Genomic DNA, 24016 nt, shown 5'->3' with positions numbered 1-24016 from the left:
CGTGTGCCACGCTTCCCGACATTCGCACATCGCGGCGCGGCGACCGTTCGGGGGGACCGCCGCCGCCTGCTCAGAAAGGGCTCGTCCATGAAGCTCACCTCGTTGCGCGCGGCACTCGCCGGCGCCGCCCTCGTCGCCTGCGGGCTCCTCGCCGCGCCGACCGCCGCGTCGGCCGCGCCGCCCTCGGTGCCGCCGGGCGTCGACCAGCGCGCCGTTCCCGCCGCCGAACGGGCCGCGGCGGCCGGGTACTGGACCGCCGAGCGCATGCGCTCGGCCACCCCGGCCGACGTGCTGCTCGCGGGCAAGTCGGCCTCGACCCCGGCGGCGGGGGTCGCCGCCGGCGCACCGGTGACGTACGGCAAGCCCGCGCCGGCGCCGGAGGTCACGCCGATGGCGGCGAACGAGTCGCCCGTGTCGAACATCGGCAAGGTGTTCTTCACCCTGAACGGCCGCAACTACGTGTGCTCGGGCAACTCGGTGAGCTCGTCGAACGGCAGCGTGGTCGCGACGGCCGCGCACTGCGTGCACTCGGGCAAGGGCAGGTACGCGACGAACTGGACGTTCGTGCCGGCCTACGAGAACGGCGCGGCGCCGTACGGGCAGTGGGTCGCGACGTCGCTCGCGGCGCCCCGCCAGTGGACCAAGGGCGGCGACATCACGTACGACACGGCCTTCGCCACGGTCGGTCAGCTCGCGGGCAAGAGCCTGCAGGCGACGGTGGGCGGCACGGCGATCTCGTTCAACCAGGCTCGCGGGCTCTCGTACGAGGCGTTCGGCTACCCCGCGGCGGCGCCGTTCAACGGCCAGACGCTGAAGTCGTGCGCGGGCACCGCGACCGCGGATCCCTACGGCCAGACCCAGTCGCAGGGCATCCCGTGCGACATGACCGGCGGGTCCTCGGGCGGACCGTGGTTCCTCGGCAACGGCGCGCAGAACTCCGTGAACAGCTTCGGGTACAACAACATCCCGAACGTGATGTTCGGGCCCTACTACGGTTCGGTCGCCCAGGCGACGTACGCCACGGCGGTGGCATCCTGATCGCCCGCCGAGGCCGCTGAGCGCGGCCGTCCGATCGCGAAGCGCCTCGCACCGAGGGACCGGTGCGGGGCGCTTCGTCGTGTCCGGGCGACGGTCGGGGCTTGCTTTTCTACTTTGTTTAGTTCTAAATTAACTCTCGACTCCGCACGACGACCCGCTCCACGGACACAGAGGCATCGATGGCGATCCACTCCAGCAACCGAACCGACGTCAACCGGTCGGCGATCCTCGCCCGGCTCGGCGCCGACGGCCCCGCATCGCGTGCCGAGCTCGCCCGGGTGCTGGCGCTCTCGCCCGCGCTCATCACGCAGCTCGTGAAGGAACTGCTCGCCGACGGGCTGCTCGTCGAACTCGAGCAGGCACCGTCCAACGGCGGGCGCCCGGCACGGATGCTGGGCCTCGCGACCTCGGCCGGGCACGCCATCGGCGTCAAGGTGGTCGCCGACCACGTCGCCTTCGTGGAGGTCGGCGTCGACGGGCGCGTGGTCCGTTCGGCCAGCGAGCCGTTCGACGCGACCGCCAGCACGTTCATCGCCGAACTCGTCGAACGCATCCGCGGCTTCATCGCCGCGGGCGACGGAACGACCGTCCTCGGCCTCGGCGTCGGCGTGCCGGGCAGCGTCGATCGCCTCGGGAGCGGCGTCGTCGACTCGGCCCAGCTCGGGTGGACCGGGGTCGAACTCGGAGACGCCCTTCGGCGCGCGACCGGGCTCCCGGTCGTCGTCGAGAACAACGTCAACGCGCTCGCGGTCGCGGAACGCCTGTTCGGGCTGGGCCGCTCGCACGACAACTTCCTGGTCGTCACGATCGGCACGGGCGTCGGCGCCGGCGTCGTGGTCGACGGCAACGTGCTGCGCGGCGCCTCCGGCGGAGCCGGCGAGATCGGCCACTTCCCCGTCGCCGACGACGGACCGCGGTGCGGATGCGGCAACGACGGATGCCTCGAAGCGCACATCGGCGAGGGCGCGTTGGTCCGCGATGCGCGCGACCGCGGCGCGATCCCGCCCGACGGCGGCATCGACGACCTCCTCGCCGCCGCGGACGCAGGCGAGGACGACGCCATCCGGATCTACCGCGAGGCCGGCGGGCTGCTCGGGCGCACGCTCGCCGGTGTCGTGCACACCGTCGACCCCGCCCTCGTCGTGGTCCTCGGCGAGGGCACGACCGGATGGCGTCACTGGTCGCCCGGGTTCGAGCCCGCGTTCCGGTCGCACCTGCTGCGGCACCGCCGGAGCCTGCCCGTCGAGATCGAGACCTGGCAGGACGAGAGCTGGGCGCAGGGAGCCGCCGCGCTCGTGCTCGCGATGCCGTTCGACGCCGCCGGGTCCGCCGGCGATCAGGGCCGGCTCATCCGCGAACGGCTCGTCGGCCCGGTGGTGCGTCGATGACCGCGCTCATCGGCGAAGCCGCTGCGGACGTCGGCGCCGACGCCGGCCCGCCCGCATCGCGCACCGGTCCGCCGCGCAGCCCCGGCCGCCGCGCGCGGCGGGCCAGGTACACGCTCACGGTGCTCGCCTTCCTGCTGCCGAGCGCGGTGCCGCTCCTCCTCTTCGTGCTCGGCCCGATGGTCGCCGCCGCCTGGATCAGCCTCACCGAGTGGAACCTGCTCGCACCCGCGGAATGGGTCGGGCTCGAGAACTACGCGAACCTGCTCACCGATCCCGAGACGGCCGACGTGTTCCTCCACACGCTGTACTACATCGTCGGCTACCTGCCGCTCGTGTACGTCGGCGGGCTCGCGATCGCCCTCGCGCTGAACACGGCGCTGCGCGGACGCACCGTGCTCCGCGGGGTGTACTTCCTCCCCGTCATCACCAGCTGGATCGTCGTCGCGCTGGTCTGGCGGTGGCTGCTCAACCCGTCGAACGGCGTCGTGAACAGCGTGCTCGCCTGGTTCGGGATCGACGGGCCCGGGTGGTGGACCGATCCTGCGTGGGCGATGCCCTCGATCATCCTCGCCTCGGCGTGGAAGGACCTCGGCTTCGTCATGGTGATCCTCCTCGCCGGGCTCCAGGCCATCGACCCCGAACTGCTCGACGCCGCGCGCGTCGACGGCGCCGGATGGTGGCGCCGCCTCTTCTCGGTCACGCTGCCGCTGCTGTCGCCGGCGACCTTCTTCGTGATCGTCATCTCGCTCATCAACGGGTTCCAGGTGTTCGACCAGGTGTACGCGATGACCGGCGGCGGGCCCGGGGGAGCGACGCAGGTCGTCGTGCAGCAGATCTACGACCTCACCTTCCGATACGGCAGGGCGGGCGAGGCGTCCGCGCTCTCGTGGCTCCTGTTCGTCGTGATCCTCGCCGTGACGGTCCTCCAGATCCGCGGCCAGCGGAAGTGGGTGAACTATGGCTGAGACGACGATCGCACCGACCACGGCTCGGGCCGGAGGCATCCGTCGTCGCACCGATGCCGCGCGCACGGCGCTCGCCCGGAGCGTGCTGCTGCACATCGTGATGGTGCTCGGCGCCCTGGCGATGTTCTTCCCGTTCTACTGGACGGTCGTGACCTCGCTGAGCCCCGGCAGCGGCCTGAGCTCGACCCCGTCGCTCATCCCGGCGGACCCGAGCATCGAGGCGTACCAGCGCCTCTTCGCCGACCTGCCGTTCGCCCGGGTCGTCGGCAACAGCCTGCTGCTCGCCACGGTGACGACGCTCGCGCAGCTGTTCACGAGCGCGACCGCGGCCTACGCGTTCAGCCGCCTGCCGTTCCGCGGACGCACCGTCGTCTTCGGCATCTACCTCGCGACGATGATGATCCCGCTGCAGGTGCTCGTCGTGCCGCTGTTCGCGGAACTGCGGGCCTGGGGGCTCGTCGACACCTACCTCGGCGCGCTGCTGCCGACGCTCGCCGCGGCGTTCGGCGTGTTCCTGCTCCGGCAGGCGATGAACCAGGTGCCGTTCGAGCTCGACGAGGCCGCCGCGATCGACGGAGCCGGTCACTTCCGGACCTTCTGGACCGTGATCCTGCCCAACATCCGGCCGGCGCTCGCGACGCTCGCGGTGTTCGCGTTCATGGGCAGTTGGAACAGCTTCCTGTGGCCGCTCGTCGTGCTGCGCTCGCCCGAGCTGCAGACGCTGCCGGTCGCCCTGGCCGGCCTGCAGGGCCAGTACACGACGCAGTGGGACATCGTCATGGCCGGCTCGGTCGTGAGCATCCTGCCGATGCTCGCCATCTACCTGTTCGCCCAGAAGTACGTGATCCAGGGGGTCGCGAACACGGGCCTCAAGTGAGGACCGCGACACCCGTTCCGGGTCCCGAACGCCCATCCACCCCATCCACGCCTCACCCCTATCGAAGGAGATACGCACCATGAGGACCACAGCACTGGCCGGCGTCGGCATCGTCGCCGCCACCGCACTCGCCCTGACCGGCTGCTCGGCCGGCGACTCGTCCGGCGACGCCGACGGGCCCGTCACCATCACCTACACGAACTTCATCTCGAACGGCGGCAACGAGGAGAACCTCCAGGCCATCGTCGACGCCTTCGAGGAGGAGAACCCCGACGTCACCGTCGAGGTCACCACGCTGCCCTACGCCGACTACGGCACGGCGCTGCAGACCGACCTGGCCGCCGGCACCGTGTCCGACGTCTTCGACATCGAGTACGCGAACTTCGCCCAGTACCAGTCGAACGGCGTCCTCGCCGAGCTCGATCCCGAGGACCCGGGCGCCTACCGCCAGAGCGTGCTCGAGGCCTACCAGGCGGATGGCACCCAGTATGCGCTGCCCAGCTCGTTCTCGACCGTCGTGCTCTTCTACAACAGCGACCTGTTCGAGGCCGCGGGCGTCGAGACCCCGACCGCGGACTGGACCTGGGCCGACGAGCAGGCCGCGGCCGAGCAGCTCACCGACGAGGGCGCGGGCGTCTGGGGCGACCACCAGAACGTGAGCTTCTACGAGTTCTACAAGGTGCTCGCACAGAACGGCGGCGAGTTCCTCGACGAGGACGGCACCGCGGTCGCGTTCAACTCTCCAGAGGGCGTCGAGGCCGCCGAGTGGCTCGTCGGCAAGAGCGGCACGGTGATGCCGACGATCGAACAGGGCCAGGGCACGCCGGACAACGACACGAACCTGTTCCTCGACGGGAAGCTCGCGATGCTGCACACCGGCATCTGGTTGTTCGGCGCCTTCGCCGACGTGCCGTTCGGCTGGGACATCGCGGTCGAGCCGGGCAACGCGCAGCAGGCGAGCGCGCTCTTCTCGAACGCGGTCGGCGTCTCCGCGGGATCGGAGCACCAGGAGGCCGCTGCCGCGTTCGCCGAGTTCCTGACCTCGAGCGACGTCATGGTCCAAACCCGTCTCGACGCGGGGTGGGAGCTCCCGGCGACCTCCGACGAGGCGGCGCTCAACAGCTACCTGACGCTCGGCAACCCCGAGAACCGCCAGGCCGTGTTCGACTCGCTCGAGAACGTGGCCCTTCCGCCCGTGGTCGCCGAGGGGCAGCAGGAGATGCAGGACATAATGACCGAGGAGCTCGTCGAGGCGCAGGCCGGTCGGAAGACCGTGGAGGAGGCGCTCGACTCGGCCGAGGACCGCATCAACGCCGCCATCGGGGGCTGATCGCCCGCACTGTTCGGGGGCCGGGCGCCCGTGCGCCCGGCCCCACCGATCCACCACGCACGAAGGCAGCACCAGGATGACCCTCCCCACCCCGGCCCGAGCCGTTCAGGCCACGTCAGTCGACCTCGCCGCGCTCGTCGCCTCGAGCGCCGAGCTCATCGCCTCCCTCCAGGACGCCGGAGGCGCCTACCCCGCGAGCCCGACGTTCTCGGCGTACGCCGGGTACAGCTGGTTCCGCGACGGCGCGTTCATCGCCGACGCGATGTCGGCGCACGGTCGTGTCGAGTCGGCCGAACGTTTCTTCGGCTGGTGCGCCGACGTGCTCGAGTCGCGTCGCGTCGACATCGGGGCCATCACGGCCGCGGGCCGAGCCGGCGAGTCGGTCGCGGACTCCGCGATGCTGCCCACGCGCTTCACCTTCGACGGCCGCGCCGGCGACGACGAGTGGTGGGACTTCCAGCTCGACGGCTACGGCACCTGGGTGTGGGCGCTCGCCGAGCACGCGCGACGTCACGGTACGGATGCCTCGCGCTGGGCGCCGGCCATCGCGCTCACGGTCGACTACCTCGCCAACTCGTGGCGCCGCCCGTGCTTCGACTGGTGGGAGGAGCACGCCGAGCACGTCCACGTCTCGACCCTCGGCTGCATCGCGGCCGGGCTCCGCGCCGCGTCGTCGCTCGGCGTCCTCGACGACGACCTCGCCGGGCTCGCGGCCGCGTCGGCCGCGGACGTCGAGGCGTTCATGCTCCAGCACGGCGTCGCCGACGGGCACCTGACGAAGTGGGTCGGCTCGACGGCGGTGGACGCGAGCCTCGCCGCGATCGTCGGGATCATGGACGTCGTGCCCGCGGCATCCGACCTCGGCGCCGCCACGATCGCCGCCATCGAGCGCGACCTGGCCGTCGACGGCGGCGTGCACCGCTTCCTCGGCGACACCTACTTCGGCGGAGGGCAGTGGCCGTTGCTCTCGTGCTTCCTCGGCCTCGCGCACGCGCGCGCCGGCGACCGGGACCGGGCACGCGAGCTGCTCGCCTGGTCGGCGAGCACGGCCGGCCCCGACGGCTCGATGCCCGAGCAGGTCGAACGGCACCTCCTCGATCCGTCCCGGGTCGAGGAGTGGGTCGAGCGCTGGGGGCCGTCGGCGGATCCGCTGCTGTGGAGCCACGCCATGCTCATCCGCCTCGCCGTCGAGCTCGACGGCGCATTCGAACCCGACCCCGACCCATCCGAGGAGCCCGCCCGATGATCCGCCACCGCCCGCTCGGCTCCGGCCACCCGTACTCGGTCGACACCGAGCAGCGCTGGCCGCTCGACCCGGTGGCCGGCGAGCCGCTCCGGCTCGGCGTCCGCGCGACCCCCGACATCGAGTCGGTCGAGGCGGAGGTCGAGATCACGGATGCCGCGGGCACGCGCCGCACCGAACGGCTCCCGCTCGCCCGCGTCGCGCGCACCTCGCGCGGCCAGGCGATGGACGGCGGCCACCTCGCCTCCGCGCAGGCCCGGCTCGCCCGCGGCGCGGGCGGGTGGGCCGTCGAGTTCCCTGCGCCGGACGCGGGGAGCGACATCCGGTACCGCTTCGTCGGACGCGCGATCGGCGGCGGGACGCAGCGCACCCGCCGGTTCGAGACCGTTGCGTCGGGTTGGATCGACGCACCCGACGACGTCGTTGAGACCGCCGGTGCCGACCGCGTCGTCCCGGGCAGCGTCCGGGTGCTGACCGACGGCGCACGCGTTCGCCGGGTGCGCTTCGCGCTCCCGCTCGCGGACGGCGAGCACGTGACCGGCTTCGGCGAGCGCTTCGACGCGCTCGACCACCGCGGCGCCGAGCTCGACTCGGTCGTCTTCGAGCAGTACAAGAGCCAGGGCGCCGAGCGGAAGACGTACCTGCCCATGCCGTTCGCGCACGTCGTGGGCGGCGAGGGCTGGGGCTTCCACCTCCGGACCTCGCGCCGGGCATGGTTCGACGTCGGCGCGAGCCGACCCGATCGGCTGGTGGTCGAGGTCGAGACGGATGCCGCGGCGGGCGAACCCGCGGTCGCGATCGCGTTCTCCGACGGCACGCCCACCGAGGTGCTCGACGCGTTCCTCGCCGAGGTCGGCCGCCCCGAGGAGCTTCCCGAGTGGGTGTTCCGCCTCTGGGCGAGCGGCAACGAGTGGAACACGCAGGCCGAGGTCGTCCGCCAGATGGACCTGCACCGCGAGCACGACGTCCCCGTCGGCTCGGTCGTCATCGAGGCGTGGAGCGACGAGCGCACCTTCACCGCCTTCCGCGACGCCGAGTACGAGGTGACCGAGGACGGGGCACCGCACCGGTTCGCCGACTTCACCTTCCCTGCGGATGGCGCCTGGCCCGACCCGAAGGGCATGGTCGACGAGCTGCACGCCCGCGACATCCGCGTGCACCTCTGGCAGATCCCGCTGCTGAAGGCGCGCCCGCATCCGACGGGCCAGGCGCGAGCCGACGCGCTCGCCGCCGAACGCGAGGGGGTGCTCATCCGCGAGCCGAACGCGCGTGGCGAACTGCGCCCGTACCGCAACCGCGGGTGGTGGTTCCCGCTGTCCACGATGCCCGACCTCACCGACGAGCGGGCCGCGCGGTGGTGGACCGAGAAGCGCCGGTACCTCGTGGAGGAGGTCGGCATCGACGGCTTCAAGACGGATGGCGGCGAGCACGCCTGGGGCCGTGAGCTCGCCTACCTCGACGGCACGCGCGGCGACGAGGGGAACAACGCCTTCCCGGTCGCGTACGCGAAGGCCTACGGCGATCTCCTCCGATCCGCAGGCAAGGCCCCGGTGACGTTCAGCCGTGCCGGCTTCACCGGTTCCCAGGCGCACGGTGCCTTCTGGGCCGGCGACGAGAACTCGACCTGGGACGCATTCCGCTGGTCGATGTTCGCCGGACTCTCGGCGGCGGCGAGCGGCATCCTCTACTGGGGCTGGGACCTCGCCGGCTTCTCGGGGCCCCTGCCGAGCCCCGAACTCTACCTGCGCGCGACGGCGGCCTCCACGTTCGTGCCGATCATGCAGTACCACTCCGAGTTCAACCACCACCGGACGCCCTCGCGCGACCGCACGCCCTGGAACCTCGCCGAGCAGTCGGGCGACGAGCGGGTGCTCCCGGTGTTCCGCGCCTTCGCGCACCTGCGCGAGCGGCTCGTGCCGTACCTCGCGACCGAGGCCGCAGAGAGCGTCCGCACGTCGGCGCCGCTCATGCGCCCGACGTACTTCGACCACCCCGGGTGGGCGGGCGCATGGACGCACCCGCTGCAGTGGTTCCTCGGCCGCGACCTGTTCGTCTCGCCGGTCGTCGACGAGGGCGAGACGGTCCACGAGGTCGCGCTGCCGCCGGGGGAGTGGGTCGACGCCTGGACCGGCGAGGCCGTCGTCGGCGACACGGTCGCGCGGGTCGAGGTCCCCATCGATCGGATCCCCGTGTACGTCCGCGCGTCGGCGCACGGGCGCCTTCGCGAGGTGTTCCGGGCATGACCGGTTCGTCGGCGCGCGAGCGATTCGACGCGTTCCTCGAGCGGGTGGACGCGAACCTCGTCGATCGCGCCGACGTCGTCGGACTCGTCGGCATGGGATCCACGGCCGATCGCGATCGCGTCGACGAGTGGTCCGACCACGACCTGGCGATCGTCACGACCGACGGGCATCAGCCGGGATATCGTCGACCGGCCGACTGGCTGCCCCGTCCGGACCGGATCGCCCTGGAGGTGCACGAGCACCACGGTGGCGTCAAGGTCGTCTACGACGACGGGCACGTGGTCGAGTTCGGCGTCGCGAGCCTCGACGACCTGGCCGGATGGGCGGCCGATGCCTACGACGTGCGGCTCGACCGGGGCGGCGTCGCCGCGACGATGTCGGAGGTCGCGGCCAAGCCGGCGCCGATCGGTCCCGACGTCGACCGTGATCTCGGGCTCGTGCTCGCCCTGACGCTGATCGGCGTCGGACGCGCCCGGCGCGGCGAGCGACTCAGCGCGAACACGCTGGTGAGAGGGACGGCAGTCGAGGCGCTGACCCGGGCGGTCGCCTCCCGCCTGGAGCCCGAGGAGGGCGACGCACGGCTCGACTCGCTCGACCCGTCGCGCCGGTTCGAGCGAGCGTATCCGTCGATCGCGGCGCGGATCGACGGACTCCTCGCGGCTCCGGTCGAGTCGTGCGCCCGTGGCCTCGTCGACCTCGCGGTCGAGGTCTTCGGCACCGGCGACGGCGGGGTCCCGGCGCGTGGACTCGCCGCGGTCCATCGCCGCCTCGGCTGGTGATCGGCGGATCCGGCCGGCCGGGCGCTGCCGCTACCGCGCGTGCAGCTCCACGAACGTTCTCAGCATCCGGCTCGGCTCCGACACGACCGCGCGCGCGGCGGCCGCGAGCGTGAGCTCGAGCTCGCCCTCGGCGAAGTACCCGTAGCTGGCGTAGGCCCGGATGCGGACCTGGATGCCCTCCAGGTCGAGTTCCGGATGGAACTGCGTGGCGTAGACGTTGGAGCCGACGCGGAACACCTGCACCGGGCACGTCGGCGACGAGCCGAGCAGCGTGGCCGAACCCGGCAGTTCGCGGATCGCCTCCTTGTGCCCGACGAACGCGTTGAACGTCTGCGGGAGCCCGGCCAGGAGCGGGTCGGCGGCGCCCGCTTCGCTCAACGTCACGGGCACCACGCCGATCTTCTCCGCATACCGGTCGTCGATGATCGCGCCCTGGTGTGCGCCGACCGTGCCGACGCCGTAGCAGGCGCCGAGGAACGGGAAGTCCCGCGCGACGACCTCGTCGAGCAGCGACGCGAACTCGGCCTCGACGCGGCGCTGGACGGCGGACTTGCGCTCGGGAGGGTCGGAGGCGTTGAAGGGCCCGCCGCCGACGAAGATCCCGGAGAGCTCGTCGAGGTCGAGGTGCGGCATCGGCCCGGCCTCGAGGCGGATGCGGACGAGGTCGCGCTCGTCGAGCCCGGTGCCGCGGAGGAAGAGCTCGTACTCCTCGTCGGCGGGCACGTCCTCGGCACGCGTGGCGAGGAGGACGAACGGCTTCACGGCCCCACGATAGCCGCGGGCGCCGTCGGCGTCAGTACTGCGACGGCGTCGCCAGCACGGCCATCGTGCAGCGCGAGACGCAGACCAGCCTGCCGGCCTCGTCGGTGATGCGGATGTCCCACACCTGCGTCGTGCGACCGCGCGTGATCGGGCTCGCCTCCGCGTACACCCAGCCCTCGGACACCGGGCGGACGTGGTTCGCGTTGATCTCCATGCCGACGCAGTAGTACTGCGCCGGGTCGACCGTGAAGGAGGCTCCCCAGCTCGCGAGGGTCTCGGCGAGGGCGACGGACGCGCCGCCGTGCAGCACGCCGGCGGGCTGGCGGGTGCGGTGGTCGACCGGCATCCGCCCCTTCAGCGAGCCGTCGGTGATCTCGGTCATCTCGATGCCGAGTGCGCGGATCAGGGCGTGCTCGCCGCGCGAGTTCGCCCACTCCAGTGAGGGCTCGCCGAACCAGATGCTCATGCGGTCGAGTCTGCCACGCGCGGGTGCTGCGATCCGCCGGGCGGGCGCGGCTCCCGGCCACGCGGCCGCCCTCAGGCGAGCTCGGCGATGATCGGGTGGATCGCGTCGTCGAACGCCGCGGCATCCGACCTGAGCGTGTCGGTCACGGCCACGGTCTTCTCGCCGATCCACCAGATGCCGGATGCCGCGAGCGGCAGCACCTCGACGTTCAACTCGAACGAGTGGGCACGCCGCCCCACCTCGCGCTCGTGCTCGGCGATCGAGCCCGCGTAGGCGCGGTAGGTGTCGCCGGAGCGTGCGGCGGAGGCGGTGCGGTAGCGCTCGTGCGCCCACTCCGCCCATGCGAGCGCTGCCTCGGCGTGCGGGCGGATGGCGGCGGTGAGCGCCTCGGCCCCACTGGCGGGGAGGGCGACGGCGGTGCCGTACTCCTCGACCAGCTCGAGCGGCACCGGGGACGGGTGCGACTCGGGCTCGACGGTCATCGACCACCAGTCGCGCCACTGCTTCTCGAGGGTGTCGTGCGCATCCACGTCGCGGGACCCCTCGGGGCCGATGCGGCCGACGTCGCGCAGGCGAGGAAGCTCGGCGGGCGACGCGATGCCGAGCACCTCCCGCAGGTAGAGGGCGAGGAGGGCTCCGGTGCTCGCGTTCTCGCGAATCACCCACGATGGCGTGGCACCCGCGTGCATGCACGGATTCTAACGCCGGCCCCTGACAGCGGGCCCGAGCGGCGCACCTCGCGCGGGTACCCTTGACGGGTGAGCGCGAACTCGTCCTATGCCGCTGCCGGAGTCGACACCGCCGCCGGCGACCTCGCCGTCGAACTGATGAAGGAGGCGGTCGCGAACACGCACGGACCGAACGTGCTCGGCGGCGTCGGAGGCTTCGCCGGGCTCTACGACCTCTCGTTCGCGAAGGACTACGCGCGCCCCCTCCTCGCGACCTCGACCGACGGCGTCGGAACGAAGATCGCGATCGCGCAGGCGCTCGACATCCACGACACGATCGGCCAGGACCTCGTCGGCATGGTCGTCGACGACATCGTGGTGGTCGGTGCGACCCCGCTCTTCATGACCGACTACATCGCCTGCGGCAAGGTCGTGCCCGACCGCATCGCCGCGATCGTCACCGGCATCGCCCGTGCCTGCGCCGAGACCGGCACCGCGCTCGTCGGCGGCGAGACCGCCGAGCACCCCGGACTCATGGGGGTCGACGACTACGACGTCGCGGGCGCCGCCGTGGGCGTCGTCGAGGCCGACCGCGCCCTGGGCGCCGAGCGCGTGCAGGACGGCGACGTCGTCGTCGCGATCGAGTCCTCGGGGCTGCACTCCAACGGCTACTCGCTGGTCAGGCACGTCCTCGCGAACGCGAAGCTGTCGTACACGGACGCCTCGGCCGACCTCGGCACGACCTGGGGCGAGGCGCTCCTCGAGCCCACGCGCCTGTACTCCGGTCCGCTCGTGCGCCTCCTCGCGCACGACACGCTCGGCACGGCCGTGCACTCGCTCTCGCACGTGACCGGAGGCGGCATCGCGGCGAACCTCGCACGCGTGCTCCCGCGCGGCTCCTGGGTCGAGGTCGACCGCTCCACGTGGTCGCCGCAGCCGGTGTTCCGGGTCCTGAACGACCTCGCGGGCACGACGCTCGAGTCGACGGAGGGCACCTGGAACCTCGGCGTCGGCTTCTTCGCGGTCGTGTCGGCGGATGCCGCGGCATCCGTCATCGCGGAGCTGGGCACGCTCGGCCTGCCCGCCTGGCAGGTCGGCACGGTCTCGACCGGCGCACGCGACGTCGAGGCATCCGGCTGGGAGCAGGGGGCCAAGGGCGTGGACGGCGGAGCCGTCCGCCTCGTCGGCAGCTACGCGGGCTGAGCGCATGCGTGCCGCGCTCTCGATCGGCCTTCCCGGAACGACGGCGCCGGAGACGCTGCGCGCGCTCGCCCCGCGGCTCGAGCGCCTCGGCTTCGACGCGCTCTGGCTGAACGACGTGCCGGGCGGTGACTCGCTCGCCGGGCTGCGCGTGGTCGCCGAGGCGACCGAGCGGCTGGGACTCGCGACCGGCGTCATCCCGATCGATCGTCGACCGGTCGGGAGCCTGGACCTCGCGGGCATCCCCGCGGAACGCACGACGATCGGCATCGGATCCGGCGGCGCGCGACACCCGGTCGCCGTCGTCGCCGACGGCGTCGCCGAGCTCCGAGCCGCCACCGGCGCCGCGATCGCGGTGGGCGCACTCGGCCCGCGCATGCGTCGGCTCGCCGCCGAGCTCGCCGACGCGGTCGTGCTGAACTGGTTGACGCCCGGCGCGGCGACCGAGGCGATGGCCGACCTGCGACACGACTCGCGCGGGCGCGCCGAACGGGTGCGCGGAGTGGTCTACGCACGCACCATCTCCGATGGCGCCGCGCGCGCGGCGCTGCAGAAGGAGGCCGATCGGTACGGGTCGTACGCGTCCTACGCCGCGAACTTCGCGCGACTCGGCATCGAGCCGATCGACGCGACCATCAACCGCAGTTCCGCCCTGCACGCCTACGACGGGATCGTCGACGAGATCGTGCTGCGTGCCATCACCGCCGGCGGCACGCTCGAGGAGCTCGAGCGGTTCGCGGAGACCACGGCGCAGTGGCGTTCGGAGGAGCCCGCCGCCTGATCCGGCCGCCTGAGCCGCCGCGCGAGCCGAGCCCGCGGGACCATCGGCCGTGCGCCGTGTCGCCCGGCCCGCTACCGTCGCCGCATGGGCGACGCGTCTCCGGTGCGCAGCGGTCGCGGTACCGCCTCGGGGACGTTCCGGCTCGGCCGCTGGGTGACGGGCACGACCCTCGGCGAGAGCGTCGGATTCCTGGTCCCGGTCACCGGCTTCGCGTTCGCCGATGCCGCCGGCCTCCGAGGGTGGGCGGCCTGGCTGCTGCTGGTCGCGTTCGGAGCGGGGGAGGGCGCGCTCCTGGGACTCGGCCAGTCGCTCGCGCTGCGTCGCGGACCGGCCGAGGTATCGGTCGGCAGGTGGGTCGCCGCGACGGCGGCCGCGGCATCCGCTGCCTGGGCACTCGGGATGCTGCCGTCGACGCTCGACGACGCCGGGGTCGGGATCGACTGGGCCCGGCCCGCCACGTGGGTGGTGATCGGGTTCGCCGGCCTCGTGCTGCTCGCGAGCATCCCGCTCGCGCAATGGCCCGTGCTCGCGGCGTCCGGCGTTCCACGAGCGTGGCGGTGGGTGCCGCTCGGCATGGTCGCCTGGCTCGTGGGCCTGCCGTTCACGTTCGCACCGTCGCCGATCGTCGACGTGGGCACCCCGGCTCCGGTGGTCTTCGCCCTCTTCGCGGCCTCAGGCGTGCTGATGGCCGTCACGATGGCGTTCGTGACGGGCCTCGGGCTCAGGCGGATGCTCCGGGGATGACCCGGCGGCGAACCGACGTCCGCACCGCACCGCCGGGATGCGGTGCGGCCCTCGGGCACGCGAAAACCCCGGCGCGGAGCCCCTCTCGGTGCGACCGCTCAGCCGGGGATGATCAGGAGCGGTGCGACCCGTCGTCGTGGACGTAGGACTCGTCGTCGGCGTACTCCGCCCACTTCGACATCTCCTCGTCGGTGTGGTCGTGATTCGAAGCCGTGAGCTCGCGCTCGAGCGCGCTGTAATCGGTGGCCGGGCTGAAGTACTTCAGCTCCCGTGCGACCTTGGTGTGCTTGGCTTTCTGACGGCCGCGCCCCATGCGTGACCCCCTTACGACGTCTGGCCGGATGGGATGGACGTCACCCGGCTCTTTGATAATGAACAATCCCGGCTGGTAGTTTACCACCGCCCCGGGCGCCGATCGGATGCCACGGCGGCGCTGTGGAGGCGCCGTGCAGGCCACGCCGTGGCGCTCAGCACCCCTCCGGGCATGGTGGGATGGTGGGGTGGATACGATCCCCGACCGCGTGAAGGTCGCGGTGATCGGTGCCGGACAGGCGGGGCTGTCTGTCGCCTATTACCTGCGACGCTTCGAACTCGTCGCCGACGAGGACTTCGTCATGCTCGATCGCGCCCCGGGACCGGGTGGCGCGTGGCAGCATCGTTGGTCGTCCCTGCGCCTGGGCACGGCGCACAAGGTGAACGACCTGCCGGGCATGGGGGAGCTCGGCATCAGCTTCGAGACCGCCGACCGGACGCTTCCCGCCAAGGAGGTCGTCGCCGACTACTACGGCCGGTTCGAGGAGCACTACCGCTTGAACGTGCATCGTCCCGTCGACGTCCGGCGCATCACCAACGACGGCGTCGACCTGCGCATCGAGTACGAGGACCTGAGCCCGCAGCCCGCCGAGGAGCTGAAGAGCCGCGGCTTCTTCGGTCGCCGGCGGAAGACCTTCGAAGCGGCGGCGCCGCCGCCCGCGCCGCGCGGGGAACTGCACACCCAGTACCTCGTCAACGCCACCGGGACGTGGGGTTCGCCGTTCGTGCCCTACTACCCGGGCATGGGCGACTTCCGCGGGCGACACGTGCACACGTCCGACTTCGCCTCGGCCGAGGACTTCCGCGACGAGAACGTCGTGGTCGTCGGCGGCGGGACCTCGGCGATCGGCTTCATGCTCGAGCTCGAGGGCGTGGCATCCGGCCTCACCTGGGTGTCGCGCCGTCCGATCGACTGGCTCGACCGGCAGGAACTCGACCTCGAGGGCGCGTCGGCGGCGGTGTCCAGGCAGGACGAGGCGGCCCGCGCCGGTCGCGCGCTGCCGTCGGTCGTCAGCGGCACCGGCGTGCCGAAGAGCCGGCGCATCGCCGCCGGGATCGAACGCGGGCTGCTCTCCGCGAAGCCGATGTTCGACCGCATCGAGGCCGACCGCGTGGTCTGGTCCGACGGCAGCGAGGCGAAGGCGGATGCCATCATCTGGGCGACCGGCTTCCGGCCCGAGCTGCGCCACCTCGCACCGCTGAAGCTCCGCGAGAAGGCCGGCGGCGTGACCGTCGGGCAGGGCGCGGCCTGGCACGATCCGCGGATCTTCCTCGCCGGCTACGGACCGCAGGCGTCGACGATCGGGGCCAGCCGCGCGGGCCGCATGATCGCGCGGCAGATCATGGCGATGATCTGAGGGGCCCGTTCACCCCCTGACCAGGAGGTAGAGGCCGACCGCGGCGCCGATGCCGAGCGCGAGCGTGACCAGGACGTTGAGGATCGCCGCGCGCCAGCGGCCGCCGTCGGCGAGCTCGATCGTCTCGACGCACCAGGTGCTGAACGTGGTCAGTCCGCCGCAGAACCCGGTCACCAGCACGAGGCGCACGTCGTCGGAGACCGCGGCGCGTTCGGCGAGCCCGATGATGGCGCCGGCGAGGCCGGAGCCGACGAGGTTGACGACGAGGATGCCGCCCGGCAGGTGTCCCGGACGTACCGGGTAGGCCTTGGAGAGCAGGTACCGGATGACCGCGCCGACGGCGCCGGCGACGAGCACGGCCGCGACGACGAGCGCGCTCACAGCGTCGCCCCGTCGTCCGTGACCTCGGTGGGCATGGGGCGATGCGCGAGTGCCGAACCGAGCTTCAGCCCTGCGGCGGCGAGCGCGAGGCCGGCGACGAGCGAGGCGCCGAGGTAGACGGCGGCGAGCGCCGTCGCCTCCTCGCGGTCGAGGATCGCGACCGCGCCCATCACGGCCGACAGGGTCGTGAACGAGCCGACGAGGCCCGAGCCCATGCCCGCCTTCATCCACGCGGGCGTCGACGGACGGGTCCAGAGCCCGCCCGCGAGCCAGCCGAGCACGAAGGTGCCCACGAGGTTCGCGATGAACGTCGACCACGGGAAGCCGCCGTCGGCGTGCGGCAGCGCGGTGTCGAGCGCGAGGCGGAGGCCCGTTCCGGCGAGGCCGCCGACGAAGACCGCGAGCGAGGGGGGCACCCGTCGAGGCTACGCCGTGCCCGGCGCCGGGGCGGGCAGCACCCACACGTTCGACGGCAGCCAGGTGCCCTTGGGGAACTCGAACTCCTCGACGCCCTCGAGCACGAACCCGGCCCCTCGGCAGAGCGCGTTCGACGGGTCGTTGTCGACGCGGGGGTATGCGGCGACGGCTCGGGAGGGGTCGACCCGATGCGCTTCGGCGATGACCTGAGCGAGCGCCGCCCGCGCGTACCCGCGCCCCTGGAATGCCGCCTGCACGGTCCAGCCGACCTCGAACAGCGCACGCCCGCCCTCGTCGCGCGGCCAGAACCCGATCGCGCCGACCCCCTCGGGGTGCTCCGGCGTGACGATCGCGAACATGCGCGACGAGCCGTCCTCCCACCCGCGGAGGTAGCGCGCATGGCGCGCGAGCAGCTTGGCCTCGGACTCCGGACCGCCCAGGTGCTCCATCAGCTCGGGCGCGTTGTTGCGCCTGAGCAGGTCGAGGTCGACGGCGGACCAGGGGCGCAGCGCGACATCTGTCATGCCCACATGCAAGCGGATGCCGCCGACATCCGCACGCGCCGGGTCAGCGCTGCGCGAGCTCGCGGAGGACTTCGGCGCGGACGTCGGCGAGCCGAGTGCGCAGCAGCGACACCGTGTCCGCGTTCACGCGGCCCCGGTTGGCCTGGGTGCGCAGCTCGAGCCGGATCTGCTGGCGGAACTCGGTGATGGCGAGGTCGGCCTCGTGCATCGCGCGGGTCGACTCGGCCGTCGGCTGCGGCGTCGCGGGTTCGGTCGTCGCGGACTTGCGCGCCTCGCGGGCGGCGCTCGCCAGCTCGGCCCTGAGCGTGCGCATGGCCGAGTCGACCTCGGCGCGGACGCCATCGGCGAGGCGCCGGATCGAGTCGGTCATGTCGTCCTCGATGGCGTCGAGCTCGTGCCGGCGCGACTCGAGCTCGGCGCGGCCGGCGTCGGTGATCTCGTACACCGACTTGCGGCCGTCGGTGCGCTTGGTCACGAGTCCCTCCTCCTCGAGCTTGGCGAGGCGCGGGTAGATCGTTCCGGCGCTCGGTGAGTACGTGCCGCCGAAACGGTCGGACAGCGCCTGGATCAGCTCGTAGCCGTGACGGGGCTGCTCGTCGAGCAGCGCGAGCAGGTACAGGCGCAGGTTCCCGTGGGCGAACACCGGGGGGTTCATGCCGAGGCCTCGCCGGAGTCGGCGGGAGCCGTCGCCGGCTGGCGCCGGATCACCGAGATGCTGCCCGACACGCTGTTGGCGCCGAGGTCGAGCCAGGTGCCCTCGAGCTCGCCCGTGACGCGCTCGAAGCCCTTGCCCAGCGTGCCCTTGATCTGCGTGTCGTCGAGCAGCAGCTTGCCGCTCACCGTGTTCACGCGGTAGCGGGCGCCGCTGCCGGGATCGAAGCGGAGCGTGAGGTCGCCCGACACGCTGTTCGTGTCGACCCGGCTCGGGGTGCCCTTCGCGTCGAGCACCATGTCGCCGGAGACCGTGTCGACGTTGAAGGAGCCGACCTCGCCGGTCACCGTCACGTCGCCCGAGACGGTGTGCGCGGTGACCCTGCCGGTGTGGTCGCCGACCGAGATCTCGCCCGAGACGCTCGAGCACTCGACGTCGCCCGCGTGGTTGTCGATGACGAGGTCGCCCGAGACCGAGCTGAACTTCCCGTCGTTGTCGAAGCCCGACACGAGCGCGTCGCCCGAGACGACGCCGAGCTTCATGGCGACGTGCCGCGGCGCGAGGATCGACACCTCGGCCTTCGCGCTGCCCGTGAAGCCCTTGAAGACCTCGAGGAAGTTGTCCCACCGCAGCTGCGGGTGGTCGATCTCGAGCGAGTCCCCGTCGATCCGGATCATCAGGTCCTTGCCGGTGACGTTCGACACCTCGACCCGGGCGCCGGGTTCGTCGTGCGCGATGACGTCGACCTTGCCGCCGATGAGGCTGACCTTGAGCTTGCGGACGAGTTCGAGGTCGATGACCCGGCTCTCCCCGGGGTTCACGACCCACTTCTCGATGGCCATGTGCGTGCTCCTTCTGATGGTCGGTTCGAGATCACGATATATCGCGTTTCGGGCCAAGTCAAGATATATCGCGTTTCGGTGTGCGAGACCTCCGCCGGGGCATCCGCTTGACCTTGACGCTACGTCAAGTTCTACCGTGGAACCACGTTCGATCCGCCGGACACGAGAGGAGGCCCCCATGGACTGGTCGATCCAGGAGATCGCGAAGCTCGCCGGAACGACGAGCCGCACGCTCCGCCACTACGACGACGTCGGGCTGCTGCCGCCGAGCCGCATCGGCGGCAACGGCTACCGGTACTACGACCGGACCGCGCTCGTGCGACTGCAGCGGATCCTGCTGCTGCGCGACCTCGGACTCGGCCTCCCGGCGATCGCCGACGTGCTCGCCGGGCAGACCGGCGAGGCCCGGGCGCTCGAGGGGCACCTCGCGTGGCTCCGGCACGAACAGGACCGGCTGGCGCGCCAGGTCGCGTCGGTGGAACGGACCATCGAGGCAGTGGGAGGAGGTGAGGAGATCATGGCGAAGGACATGCTGGACGGCTTCGACCACACGGAGTACCGCGAGGAGGTCGAGGAGCGCTGGGGCGCCGACGCGTACACCGCGGGCGACCGCTGGTGGCGCGGCATGCGCGACGACGAACGCGCCGCGTGGAAGGAGCGCAGCGAGGCGCTCGGTCGCGACTGGACCGCGGCCGCCGAGTCGGGCGCCGCGCCGGACTCCGCGGAGGCGCAGGTGCTCGCGAAGCGCCACGTCGAGTGGCTGACGGGCATCCCCGGCACGCCGGCGGGCACGCCCGGCGGCGACGTCGCGGCGTACGTCATCGGACTCGGCGAGATGTACGTCGCCGACCCGCGGTTCGCGGCCAACTACGGCGGCGAGCGCGGTGCGACGTTCGTGCGCGACGCGCTGCGGGTGTACGCGGAGGCGAACCTGTAGGCGCTGCCGCGCTCGAGACGACGGATGCCGCGGGGCACGCGCCCCGCGGCATCCGCACGTCGTGTCTGCGCCGGCGTTTCCGCGCGGCCGTTCAGGCCTGCGCGGGTGCGGCGCCCGTCGCGGGGTGCGGGATGTCCCGGTCCCGCGCCCCGCGATGGACGGCCGGACCGCGGCGCACCGCGAAGAGCGGGATCGTCCACCCGCAGAGCGGGCCGATGAGGAGCGCGAACGCGAGCGTGCCGATGCCCACGTTGCCGCCGAGCAGGAACCCGGTCACGAGCACGGTCACCTCGATGCCGGTGCGGACGATCCAGATCTTCCATCCGGTGCGGCGGTGGAGACCGGTCATCAGTCCGTCGCGCGGCCCGGGGCCGAAGTGGGCGCCGATGTAGAGGCCGGTCGCCGCGGCGAGCACGACGATGCCGCCGAACAGCATGACGATGCGCAGCCAGAGGTCCAGTCCCGTCGGGATCATCCACAGGGAGAGGTCGGCGAAGGGCCCCACGAGGAGTGCGTTCATGAGCGTGCCGAAGCCGGGCTTCTGGCGGATGGGGATCCAGAGCAGCAGCACGATGCCGCTCGTGATCACGGTGATGAGCCCGAAGCCGAGCCCGGTCTGCTTCGCGATGCCCTGGGTGAGCACGTCCCACGGTGCGACGCCGAGCTCGCCGCGCACGATCAGCGCGATGCCGAGCCCGTAGAGGTACAGGCCGACGAAGAGCTGCACGAGGCGGCGCCCGAACACGGGTGCGGAGTCGGTGGTGCGAGGGAGTCGGAGCGGCATGATGGCAATCCAATCCCCGAATTGGCCTTTCGGCAAGAAGCCAATTGCTCTAGAGTGGCCCGCACCATGGAAGCCACCCTGAGCGCTCGCGCCCTCGAGACCCTGCTCGGCGCCTGGCGCGGCGACGGCGGGAGCGCCTACCGCACGCTCGCCGACCGCATCCGCCTGCTGATCCTCGACGGGCGGATCCCCGTCGACACCCGCCTCCCCGCCGAGCGCGACCTCGCCGCGCGGCTCGGCCTCAGCCGCACCACCGTCACCGCGGCCTATCGCGAACTCCGCGAGCAGCGGATGCTCCGCAGCCTCCGGGGTTCGGGCAGCGTCGCCCGACTGCCGGGCGCGCCCGCCGTCCTCCCCGTGCCGCCCGCGGCCGACTACGTCGACTTCTCCAAGGCCGCGCTCCCCGCGCTGCCGTGGCTCGCGGAGGTCGCCCGTGAGGCGGTCGAGGACCTCCCCGCGCACCTCGGCGACCCGGGCTTCGACCCGATCGGCATCCCGCAGCTGCGTGCGGCGATCGCCGACCGCTACACGACCCGCGGCCTGCCCACCGACCCGGGGCAGGTCATGGTCACGCTCGGCGCGCAGCACGCGATCGCCCTGCTCTCCCGGGCCGTCGTCGGGCGCGGCGACCGCGCCGTGATCGAGGCGCCGACGTACCCCCACGCCTACGAGGCGCTCCGTGCCGCGGGAGCCCGGCTCGTCACCGTCGCGACGGCGCCGGACGACGTCGGGCCCGACGGGTTCGGCGCCGTCGACGAGGCGGGCGACCTCGTGCGCGTGATGGGCCACGCGAACCCCGTCGCCGCATACCTCATGCCCGACTTCCACAACCCCACCGGGCGCTCGCTCGACGCCGAGGCCCGCGAGCGCGTGCTCGATGCCGCGGCGCGCCAGGGCACCGTGGTGATCGCCGACGAGACGACCGCGGAACTCGACATCGACCGCGGGCTCGACCTGAAGCCGCTCGCCGCCTACGGCCCGGCGGTCATGGTCGGCTCGGTGGGCAAGACCGTCTGGGGCGGTGTGCGCGTCGGCTGGATCCGCGCCGATCGTCCGCTCATCCGCCGGCTCCTCGCGGTGCGCTCGCCGGGCGACCTCGGCACGCCGATCCTCGAGCAGCTCATCGTCGCGCGCCTGCTCGCCCGGATGGACGACATCCTCGACGCGCGCCGCGAGCAGCTCCGCGCGAGCCGCGATCACCTCGAGCGTCGGCTCGCCGACGCGTTCCCCGGCTGGCACGTTCCGCACGTGAACGGCGGCATCGCGACGTGGGTCGGCCTCGGCGCGCCCGTGAGCTCGCAACTCGCCCTCGCGGCGCGCACGCAGGGACTCATCGTCGCGGCCGGCCCGCGCTTCGGGATCGACGGTGCCTTCGAGCGGTTCATGCGGCTGCCGATCTGCTACGACCCCGAGACGACGGATACCGCGGTGCAGGCGCTCACGCGGGCGTGGGGGTCGCTCGCGCGCACCCCCGTGCCCGACCAGAGCGTGCTCGCCGCGGTCGTCTAGGCGGGGCCGAACGTTCACCTCGCGGCAATCCGCGGTTCGTCGGGCGGGACGAGAGTGAGGGCCGTCCCGTCTCCCCAGACCGAAGGTGATCCATGCTCTCCACCCGACCCCGTATCCGGCGTGCTGCGGCGCCCATCCTCCTGGGCGCCGTCGTCGTCGGCTGCCTCGCGGCGGCCCCGGCCGTCGCGCTGCCCGTCCGCACCGCCATCGTCGACGCGCCCGTCGAGGTCGCCGCCGACGGTGCCGCACTGAGCCTGTCGCCCGTCGGCGCGTACGAGACCGGCGTGTTCGACGAGTCGGCGGCCGAGATCGTCGCGTCGTACGACGGCCGGCTCTACGTCGTGAACGCCCGGGCCGGACTCGTCGACGTGATCGACGTGACGAAGCCGTCGAAGCCGAAGAAGGTCGGCGAGGTCGCGAGCGACGGCATCGCCAACTCGGTCGCGATCCGCGCCGATGGGCTCGGCGTCGTCGCGATCGAGGACGGCGACGACAAGACCGCAGCTGGTCGCGTGGTGTTCTTCGACGCCACCAAGAAGAAGCCGCGGGTGCTCGGCTCGGTCGTCGTCGGCTCGCTGCCCGACATGGTCGCGCTCTCCGCCGACGGGGCGCGTGCGGTCGTCGCGAACGAGGGCGAACCGGCCGACGACTTCTCGAGCGACCCCGAGGGCTCGGTCGCGGTGATCGAGCTGCCCGGCACGGTGTCGGCCGCGACCCAGGCGGACGTCCGCATCGCGGACTTCCACGAGTTCGAGGCGGGCGGCTCGAGGGCGCTCCCGGAGGAGGTGCGCGTCTTCGGCCCGACCCCCGAGGCCGACCTGCCGGTCTCGCGCAACGTCGAGCCCGAGTACGTCGCGATCGACGGCGACACCGCGTACGTCGCGCTGCAGGAGGCGAACGCGTTCGCCGTGGTGGACCTCGACGGTGCGACGGTCGAGGCGGTCGTTCCGTTCGGATTCGTCGACCACTCCGAGGCCGGACACGGCATCGACCCGTCGGATCGGGACCCCCGGGGTGCGCCGACCTTCGACGTCCGGACCTTCGCCGGTCTGAAGGGCATGTACCTGCCCGACGGGCTCGTCGCCTACCGGGCCGCAGGCGAGACGTACCTCGTCTCGGCGAACGAGGGCGACGCGCGCGAGTGGGGCGACTACGTCGAGAACGCCCGCGTGAAGGACCTCGGCGACGACGGCCTGGCGCCCGTCTGCGAGACGAGCCCGGCCGCCGCGCTCACGGGCGACGCCGACCTCGGGCGGCTGAACGTCTCGACCGCGATGGGGCTCAGCGAGGACGGCTCCTGCTACGAGGAGCTCTACGCCTTCGGATCGCGATCGTTCTCGATCTGGACGACCGGCGGCGAGCAGGTCTTCGACTCGGGTGAGGACTTCGAGCGCATCACGCACGAGGCTGCGCCGGCGTTCTTCAACTCGAACCACTCCGAGTCGAACCTCGAGGGGCGCAGTGACGACAAGGGCCCCGAGCCGGAGAGCCTCGCGATCGGCGAGGTCGACGGGCGCACGTACGCGTTCATCGGCTTCGAGCGCGTCGGCGGGGTCATCGTGTACGACATCACCGACCCGGCCGCGTCCGCGTTCGTGACCTACCTGAACAACCGGGACTTCTCGGTCTCGGTCGAGGACGACGGCGTCGAGCTGCTCTCGGCGGCCGGCGACCTCGGCCCGGAGGGCCTGTCGTTCATCCCGGCGGCGATGACCCCGACCGGCGAGCCCATGCTCGCGGTGGCGAACGAGGTCTCGGGGACGACGACCCTCTACGCGATCTCCGCGACGTCGTAGTCGGCGCGCGGCAGGCGCCC

Annotated in this window: 25 protein-coding genes; 15 read left to right on the top strand and 10 right to left on the bottom strand. The window is 72.4% G+C overall.

The window, feature by feature from the left end:
- Nucleotides 1–87 precede the first annotated feature (87 nt).
- From GJR97_RS04700 to GJR97_RS04665, 8 genes are all read left to right on the top strand, one after another.
- Complete coding sequence (locus GJR97_RS04700) at nucleotides 88–1038, top strand: trypsin-like serine peptidase (RefSeq protein WP_154345372.1); 951 nt, start codon at nucleotides 88–90, stop codon at nucleotides 1036–1038.
- A 179-nt stretch (nucleotides 1039–1217) separates the two neighbouring features.
- The gene (locus GJR97_RS04695; RefSeq protein ID WP_154345371.1) at nucleotides 1218–2426 is read left to right on the top strand and encodes an ROK family transcriptional regulator; all 1209 of its coding nucleotides are present in this window, start codon (nucleotides 1218–1220) and stop codon (nucleotides 2424–2426) included.
- Nucleotides 2423–3391, top strand: a complete 969-nt coding sequence (locus GJR97_RS04690) for a carbohydrate ABC transporter permease (RefSeq protein ID WP_154345370.1) — start codon at nucleotides 2423–2425, stop codon at nucleotides 3389–3391. Before GJR97_RS04695 ends, GJR97_RS04690 begins: the two co-directional genes overlap by 4 nt.
- Complete coding sequence (locus tag GJR97_RS04685) at nucleotides 3384–4268, top strand: carbohydrate ABC transporter permease (protein WP_154345369.1); 885 nt, start codon at nucleotides 3384–3386, stop codon at nucleotides 4266–4268. Before GJR97_RS04690 ends, GJR97_RS04685 begins: the two co-directional genes overlap by 8 nt.
- 79 nt (nucleotides 4269–4347) lie before the next feature.
- Nucleotides 4348–5598 carry an ABC transporter substrate-binding protein gene (locus GJR97_RS04680; RefSeq protein WP_154345368.1) on the top strand — a complete coding sequence of 417 codons (1251 nt, stop codon included), beginning with the start codon at nucleotides 4348–4350 and terminating at the stop codon, nucleotides 5596–5598.
- Between the two features lie 76 nt (nucleotides 5599–5674).
- Nucleotides 5675–6844, top strand: coding sequence for a glycoside hydrolase family 15 protein (locus tag GJR97_RS04675; RefSeq protein WP_154345367.1), 1170 nt, complete (start codon nucleotides 5675–5677; stop codon nucleotides 6842–6844).
- Nucleotides 6841–9084 (top strand): glycoside hydrolase family 31 protein, encoded by a 2244-nt coding sequence (locus GJR97_RS04670; RefSeq protein WP_154345366.1) that lies wholly within the window; start codon nucleotides 6841–6843, stop codon nucleotides 9082–9084. The genes GJR97_RS04675 and GJR97_RS04670 overlap by 4 nt, the downstream gene beginning before the upstream one ends.
- Nucleotides 9081–9863 (top strand): hypothetical protein, encoded by a 783-nt coding sequence (locus GJR97_RS04665; RefSeq protein WP_154345365.1) that lies wholly within the window; start codon nucleotides 9081–9083, stop codon nucleotides 9861–9863. Before GJR97_RS04670 ends, GJR97_RS04665 begins: the two co-directional genes overlap by 4 nt.
- Nucleotides 9864–9893: 30 nt before the next feature.
- Here the strand turns inward: GJR97_RS04665 and GJR97_RS04660 are convergent, their stop codons facing one another.
- From GJR97_RS04660 to GJR97_RS04650, 3 genes are all read right to left on the bottom strand, one after another.
- Nucleotides 9894–10625, bottom strand: a complete 732-nt coding sequence (locus tag GJR97_RS04660) for a glutamine amidotransferase (protein WP_324613158.1) — start codon at nucleotides 10623–10625, stop codon at nucleotides 9894–9896.
- 31 nt (nucleotides 10626–10656) lie between these two features.
- Complete coding sequence (locus GJR97_RS04655) at nucleotides 10657–11091, bottom strand: hotdog fold thioesterase (protein WP_154345364.1); 435 nt, start codon at nucleotides 11089–11091, stop codon at nucleotides 10657–10659.
- A gap of 71 nt (nucleotides 11092–11162) precedes the next feature.
- The gene (locus GJR97_RS04650; RefSeq protein ID WP_154345363.1) at nucleotides 11163–11780 is read right to left on the bottom strand and encodes a zinc-binding alcohol dehydrogenase; all 618 of its coding nucleotides are present in this window, start codon (nucleotides 11778–11780) and stop codon (nucleotides 11163–11165) included.
- 138 nt (nucleotides 11781–11918) lie between these two features.
- Here GJR97_RS04650 and purM point away from each other — a divergent pair, with 138 nt between their 5' ends.
- The 3 genes from purM (at nucleotide 11919) to GJR97_RS04635 (ending at nucleotide 14484) form a co-directional block, all read left to right on the top strand.
- Nucleotides 11919–12962 (top strand): phosphoribosylformylglycinamidine cyclo-ligase, encoded by a 1044-nt coding sequence (purM, locus tag GJR97_RS04645; protein WP_229276000.1) that lies wholly within the window; start codon nucleotides 11919–11921, stop codon nucleotides 12960–12962.
- A 4-nt stretch (nucleotides 12963–12966) separates the two neighbouring features.
- Entirely contained in the window at nucleotides 12967–13740 is a 774-nt protein-coding gene (locus tag GJR97_RS04640) for an LLM class flavin-dependent oxidoreductase (protein ID WP_154345362.1), read from the top strand.
- An 84-nt stretch (nucleotides 13741–13824) separates the two neighbouring features.
- The gene (locus GJR97_RS04635; protein ID WP_229275988.1) at nucleotides 13825–14484 is read left to right on the top strand and encodes a hypothetical protein; all 660 of its coding nucleotides are present in this window, start codon (nucleotides 13825–13827) and stop codon (nucleotides 14482–14484) included.
- Nucleotides 14485–14596: 112 nt separating this feature from the next.
- Here the strand turns inward: GJR97_RS04635 and GJR97_RS04630 are convergent, their stop codons facing one another.
- On the bottom strand, nucleotides 14597–14797 hold the full coding sequence (locus GJR97_RS04630; RefSeq protein WP_129234860.1) for a DUF3073 domain-containing protein: 201 nt from the start codon (nucleotides 14795–14797) through the stop codon (nucleotides 14597–14599).
- A gap of 187 nt (nucleotides 14798–14984) precedes the next feature.
- Between GJR97_RS04630 and GJR97_RS04625 the strand changes: the two genes are divergently transcribed.
- Nucleotides 14985–16154: an NAD(P)-binding domain-containing protein gene (locus tag GJR97_RS04625; RefSeq protein ID WP_324613156.1), complete on the top strand. Its 1170-nt coding sequence runs from the start codon at nucleotides 14985–14987 to the stop codon at nucleotides 16152–16154.
- Nucleotides 16155–16163: 9 nt separating this feature from the next.
- Here GJR97_RS04625 and crcB read toward each other — a convergent pair whose 3' ends face one another.
- Genes crcB through GJR97_RS04600 form a run of 5 tightly spaced genes read right to left on the bottom strand, consistent with a single transcriptional unit; the run spans nucleotide 16164 to nucleotide 18970 of the window.
- Entirely contained in the window at nucleotides 16164–16535 is a 372-nt protein-coding gene (gene crcB / locus GJR97_RS04620) for a fluoride efflux transporter CrcB (protein ID WP_324613155.1), read from the bottom strand.
- Nucleotides 16532–16951: a FluC/FEX family fluoride channel gene (locus tag GJR97_RS04615; protein ID WP_324613154.1), complete on the bottom strand. Its 420-nt coding sequence runs from the start codon at nucleotides 16949–16951 to the stop codon at nucleotides 16532–16534. Before GJR97_RS04615 ends, crcB begins: the two co-directional genes overlap by 4 nt.
- Nucleotides 16952–16960: 9 nt before the next feature.
- A complete protein-coding gene (locus tag GJR97_RS04610; protein WP_154345360.1) occupies nucleotides 16961–17476 on the bottom strand; it encodes a GNAT family N-acetyltransferase in 516 nt (171 codons plus the stop codon).
- A 43-nt stretch (nucleotides 17477–17519) separates the two neighbouring features.
- Entirely contained in the window at nucleotides 17520–18131 is a 612-nt protein-coding gene (locus GJR97_RS04605) for a PadR family transcriptional regulator (RefSeq protein ID WP_154345359.1), read from the bottom strand.
- Nucleotides 18128–18970 carry a DUF4097 family beta strand repeat-containing protein gene (locus tag GJR97_RS04600; protein WP_129234854.1) on the bottom strand — a complete coding sequence of 281 codons (843 nt, stop codon included), beginning with the start codon at nucleotides 18968–18970 and terminating at the stop codon, nucleotides 18128–18130. Before GJR97_RS04600 ends, GJR97_RS04605 begins: the two co-directional genes overlap by 4 nt.
- Nucleotides 18971–19148: 178 nt before the next feature.
- Here GJR97_RS04600 and GJR97_RS04595 point away from each other — a divergent pair, with 178 nt between their 5' ends.
- Nucleotides 19149–19907: a MerR family transcriptional regulator gene (locus tag GJR97_RS04595; protein WP_154345358.1), complete on the top strand. Its 759-nt coding sequence runs from the start codon at nucleotides 19149–19151 to the stop codon at nucleotides 19905–19907.
- A gap of 91 nt (nucleotides 19908–19998) precedes the next feature.
- Here the strand turns inward: GJR97_RS04595 and yczE are convergent, their stop codons facing one another.
- On the bottom strand, nucleotides 19999–20691 hold the full coding sequence (gene yczE / locus GJR97_RS04590) for a membrane protein YczE (RefSeq protein WP_229275987.1): 693 nt from the start codon (nucleotides 20689–20691) through the stop codon (nucleotides 19999–20001).
- 66 nt (nucleotides 20692–20757) lie between these two features.
- Between yczE and yczR the strand changes: the two genes are divergently transcribed.
- Together yczR and GJR97_RS04580 are read left to right on the top strand one after the other, a co-directional pair.
- Complete coding sequence (gene yczR / locus GJR97_RS04585) at nucleotides 20758–22200, top strand: MocR-like transcription factor YczR (protein WP_154345357.1); 1443 nt, start codon at nucleotides 20758–20760, stop codon at nucleotides 22198–22200.
- A 92-nt stretch (nucleotides 22201–22292) separates the two neighbouring features.
- The gene (locus GJR97_RS04580; protein ID WP_154345356.1) at nucleotides 22293–23996 is read left to right on the top strand and encodes a choice-of-anchor I family protein; all 1704 of its coding nucleotides are present in this window, start codon (nucleotides 22293–22295) and stop codon (nucleotides 23994–23996) included.
- The last annotated feature ends 20 nt before the right edge of the window (nucleotides 23997–24016 follow it).

The sequence above is a fragment of the Agromyces kandeliae genome, assembly GCF_009674665.1.
In the GTDB taxonomy this organism is placed as follows: domain Bacteria; phylum Actinomycetota; class Actinomycetes; order Actinomycetales; family Microbacteriaceae; genus Agromyces; species Agromyces kandeliae.
The sequence above is the reverse complement of the archived record's forward strand: the minus strand, read 5'-3'. Positions and strand labels throughout refer to the sequence as shown.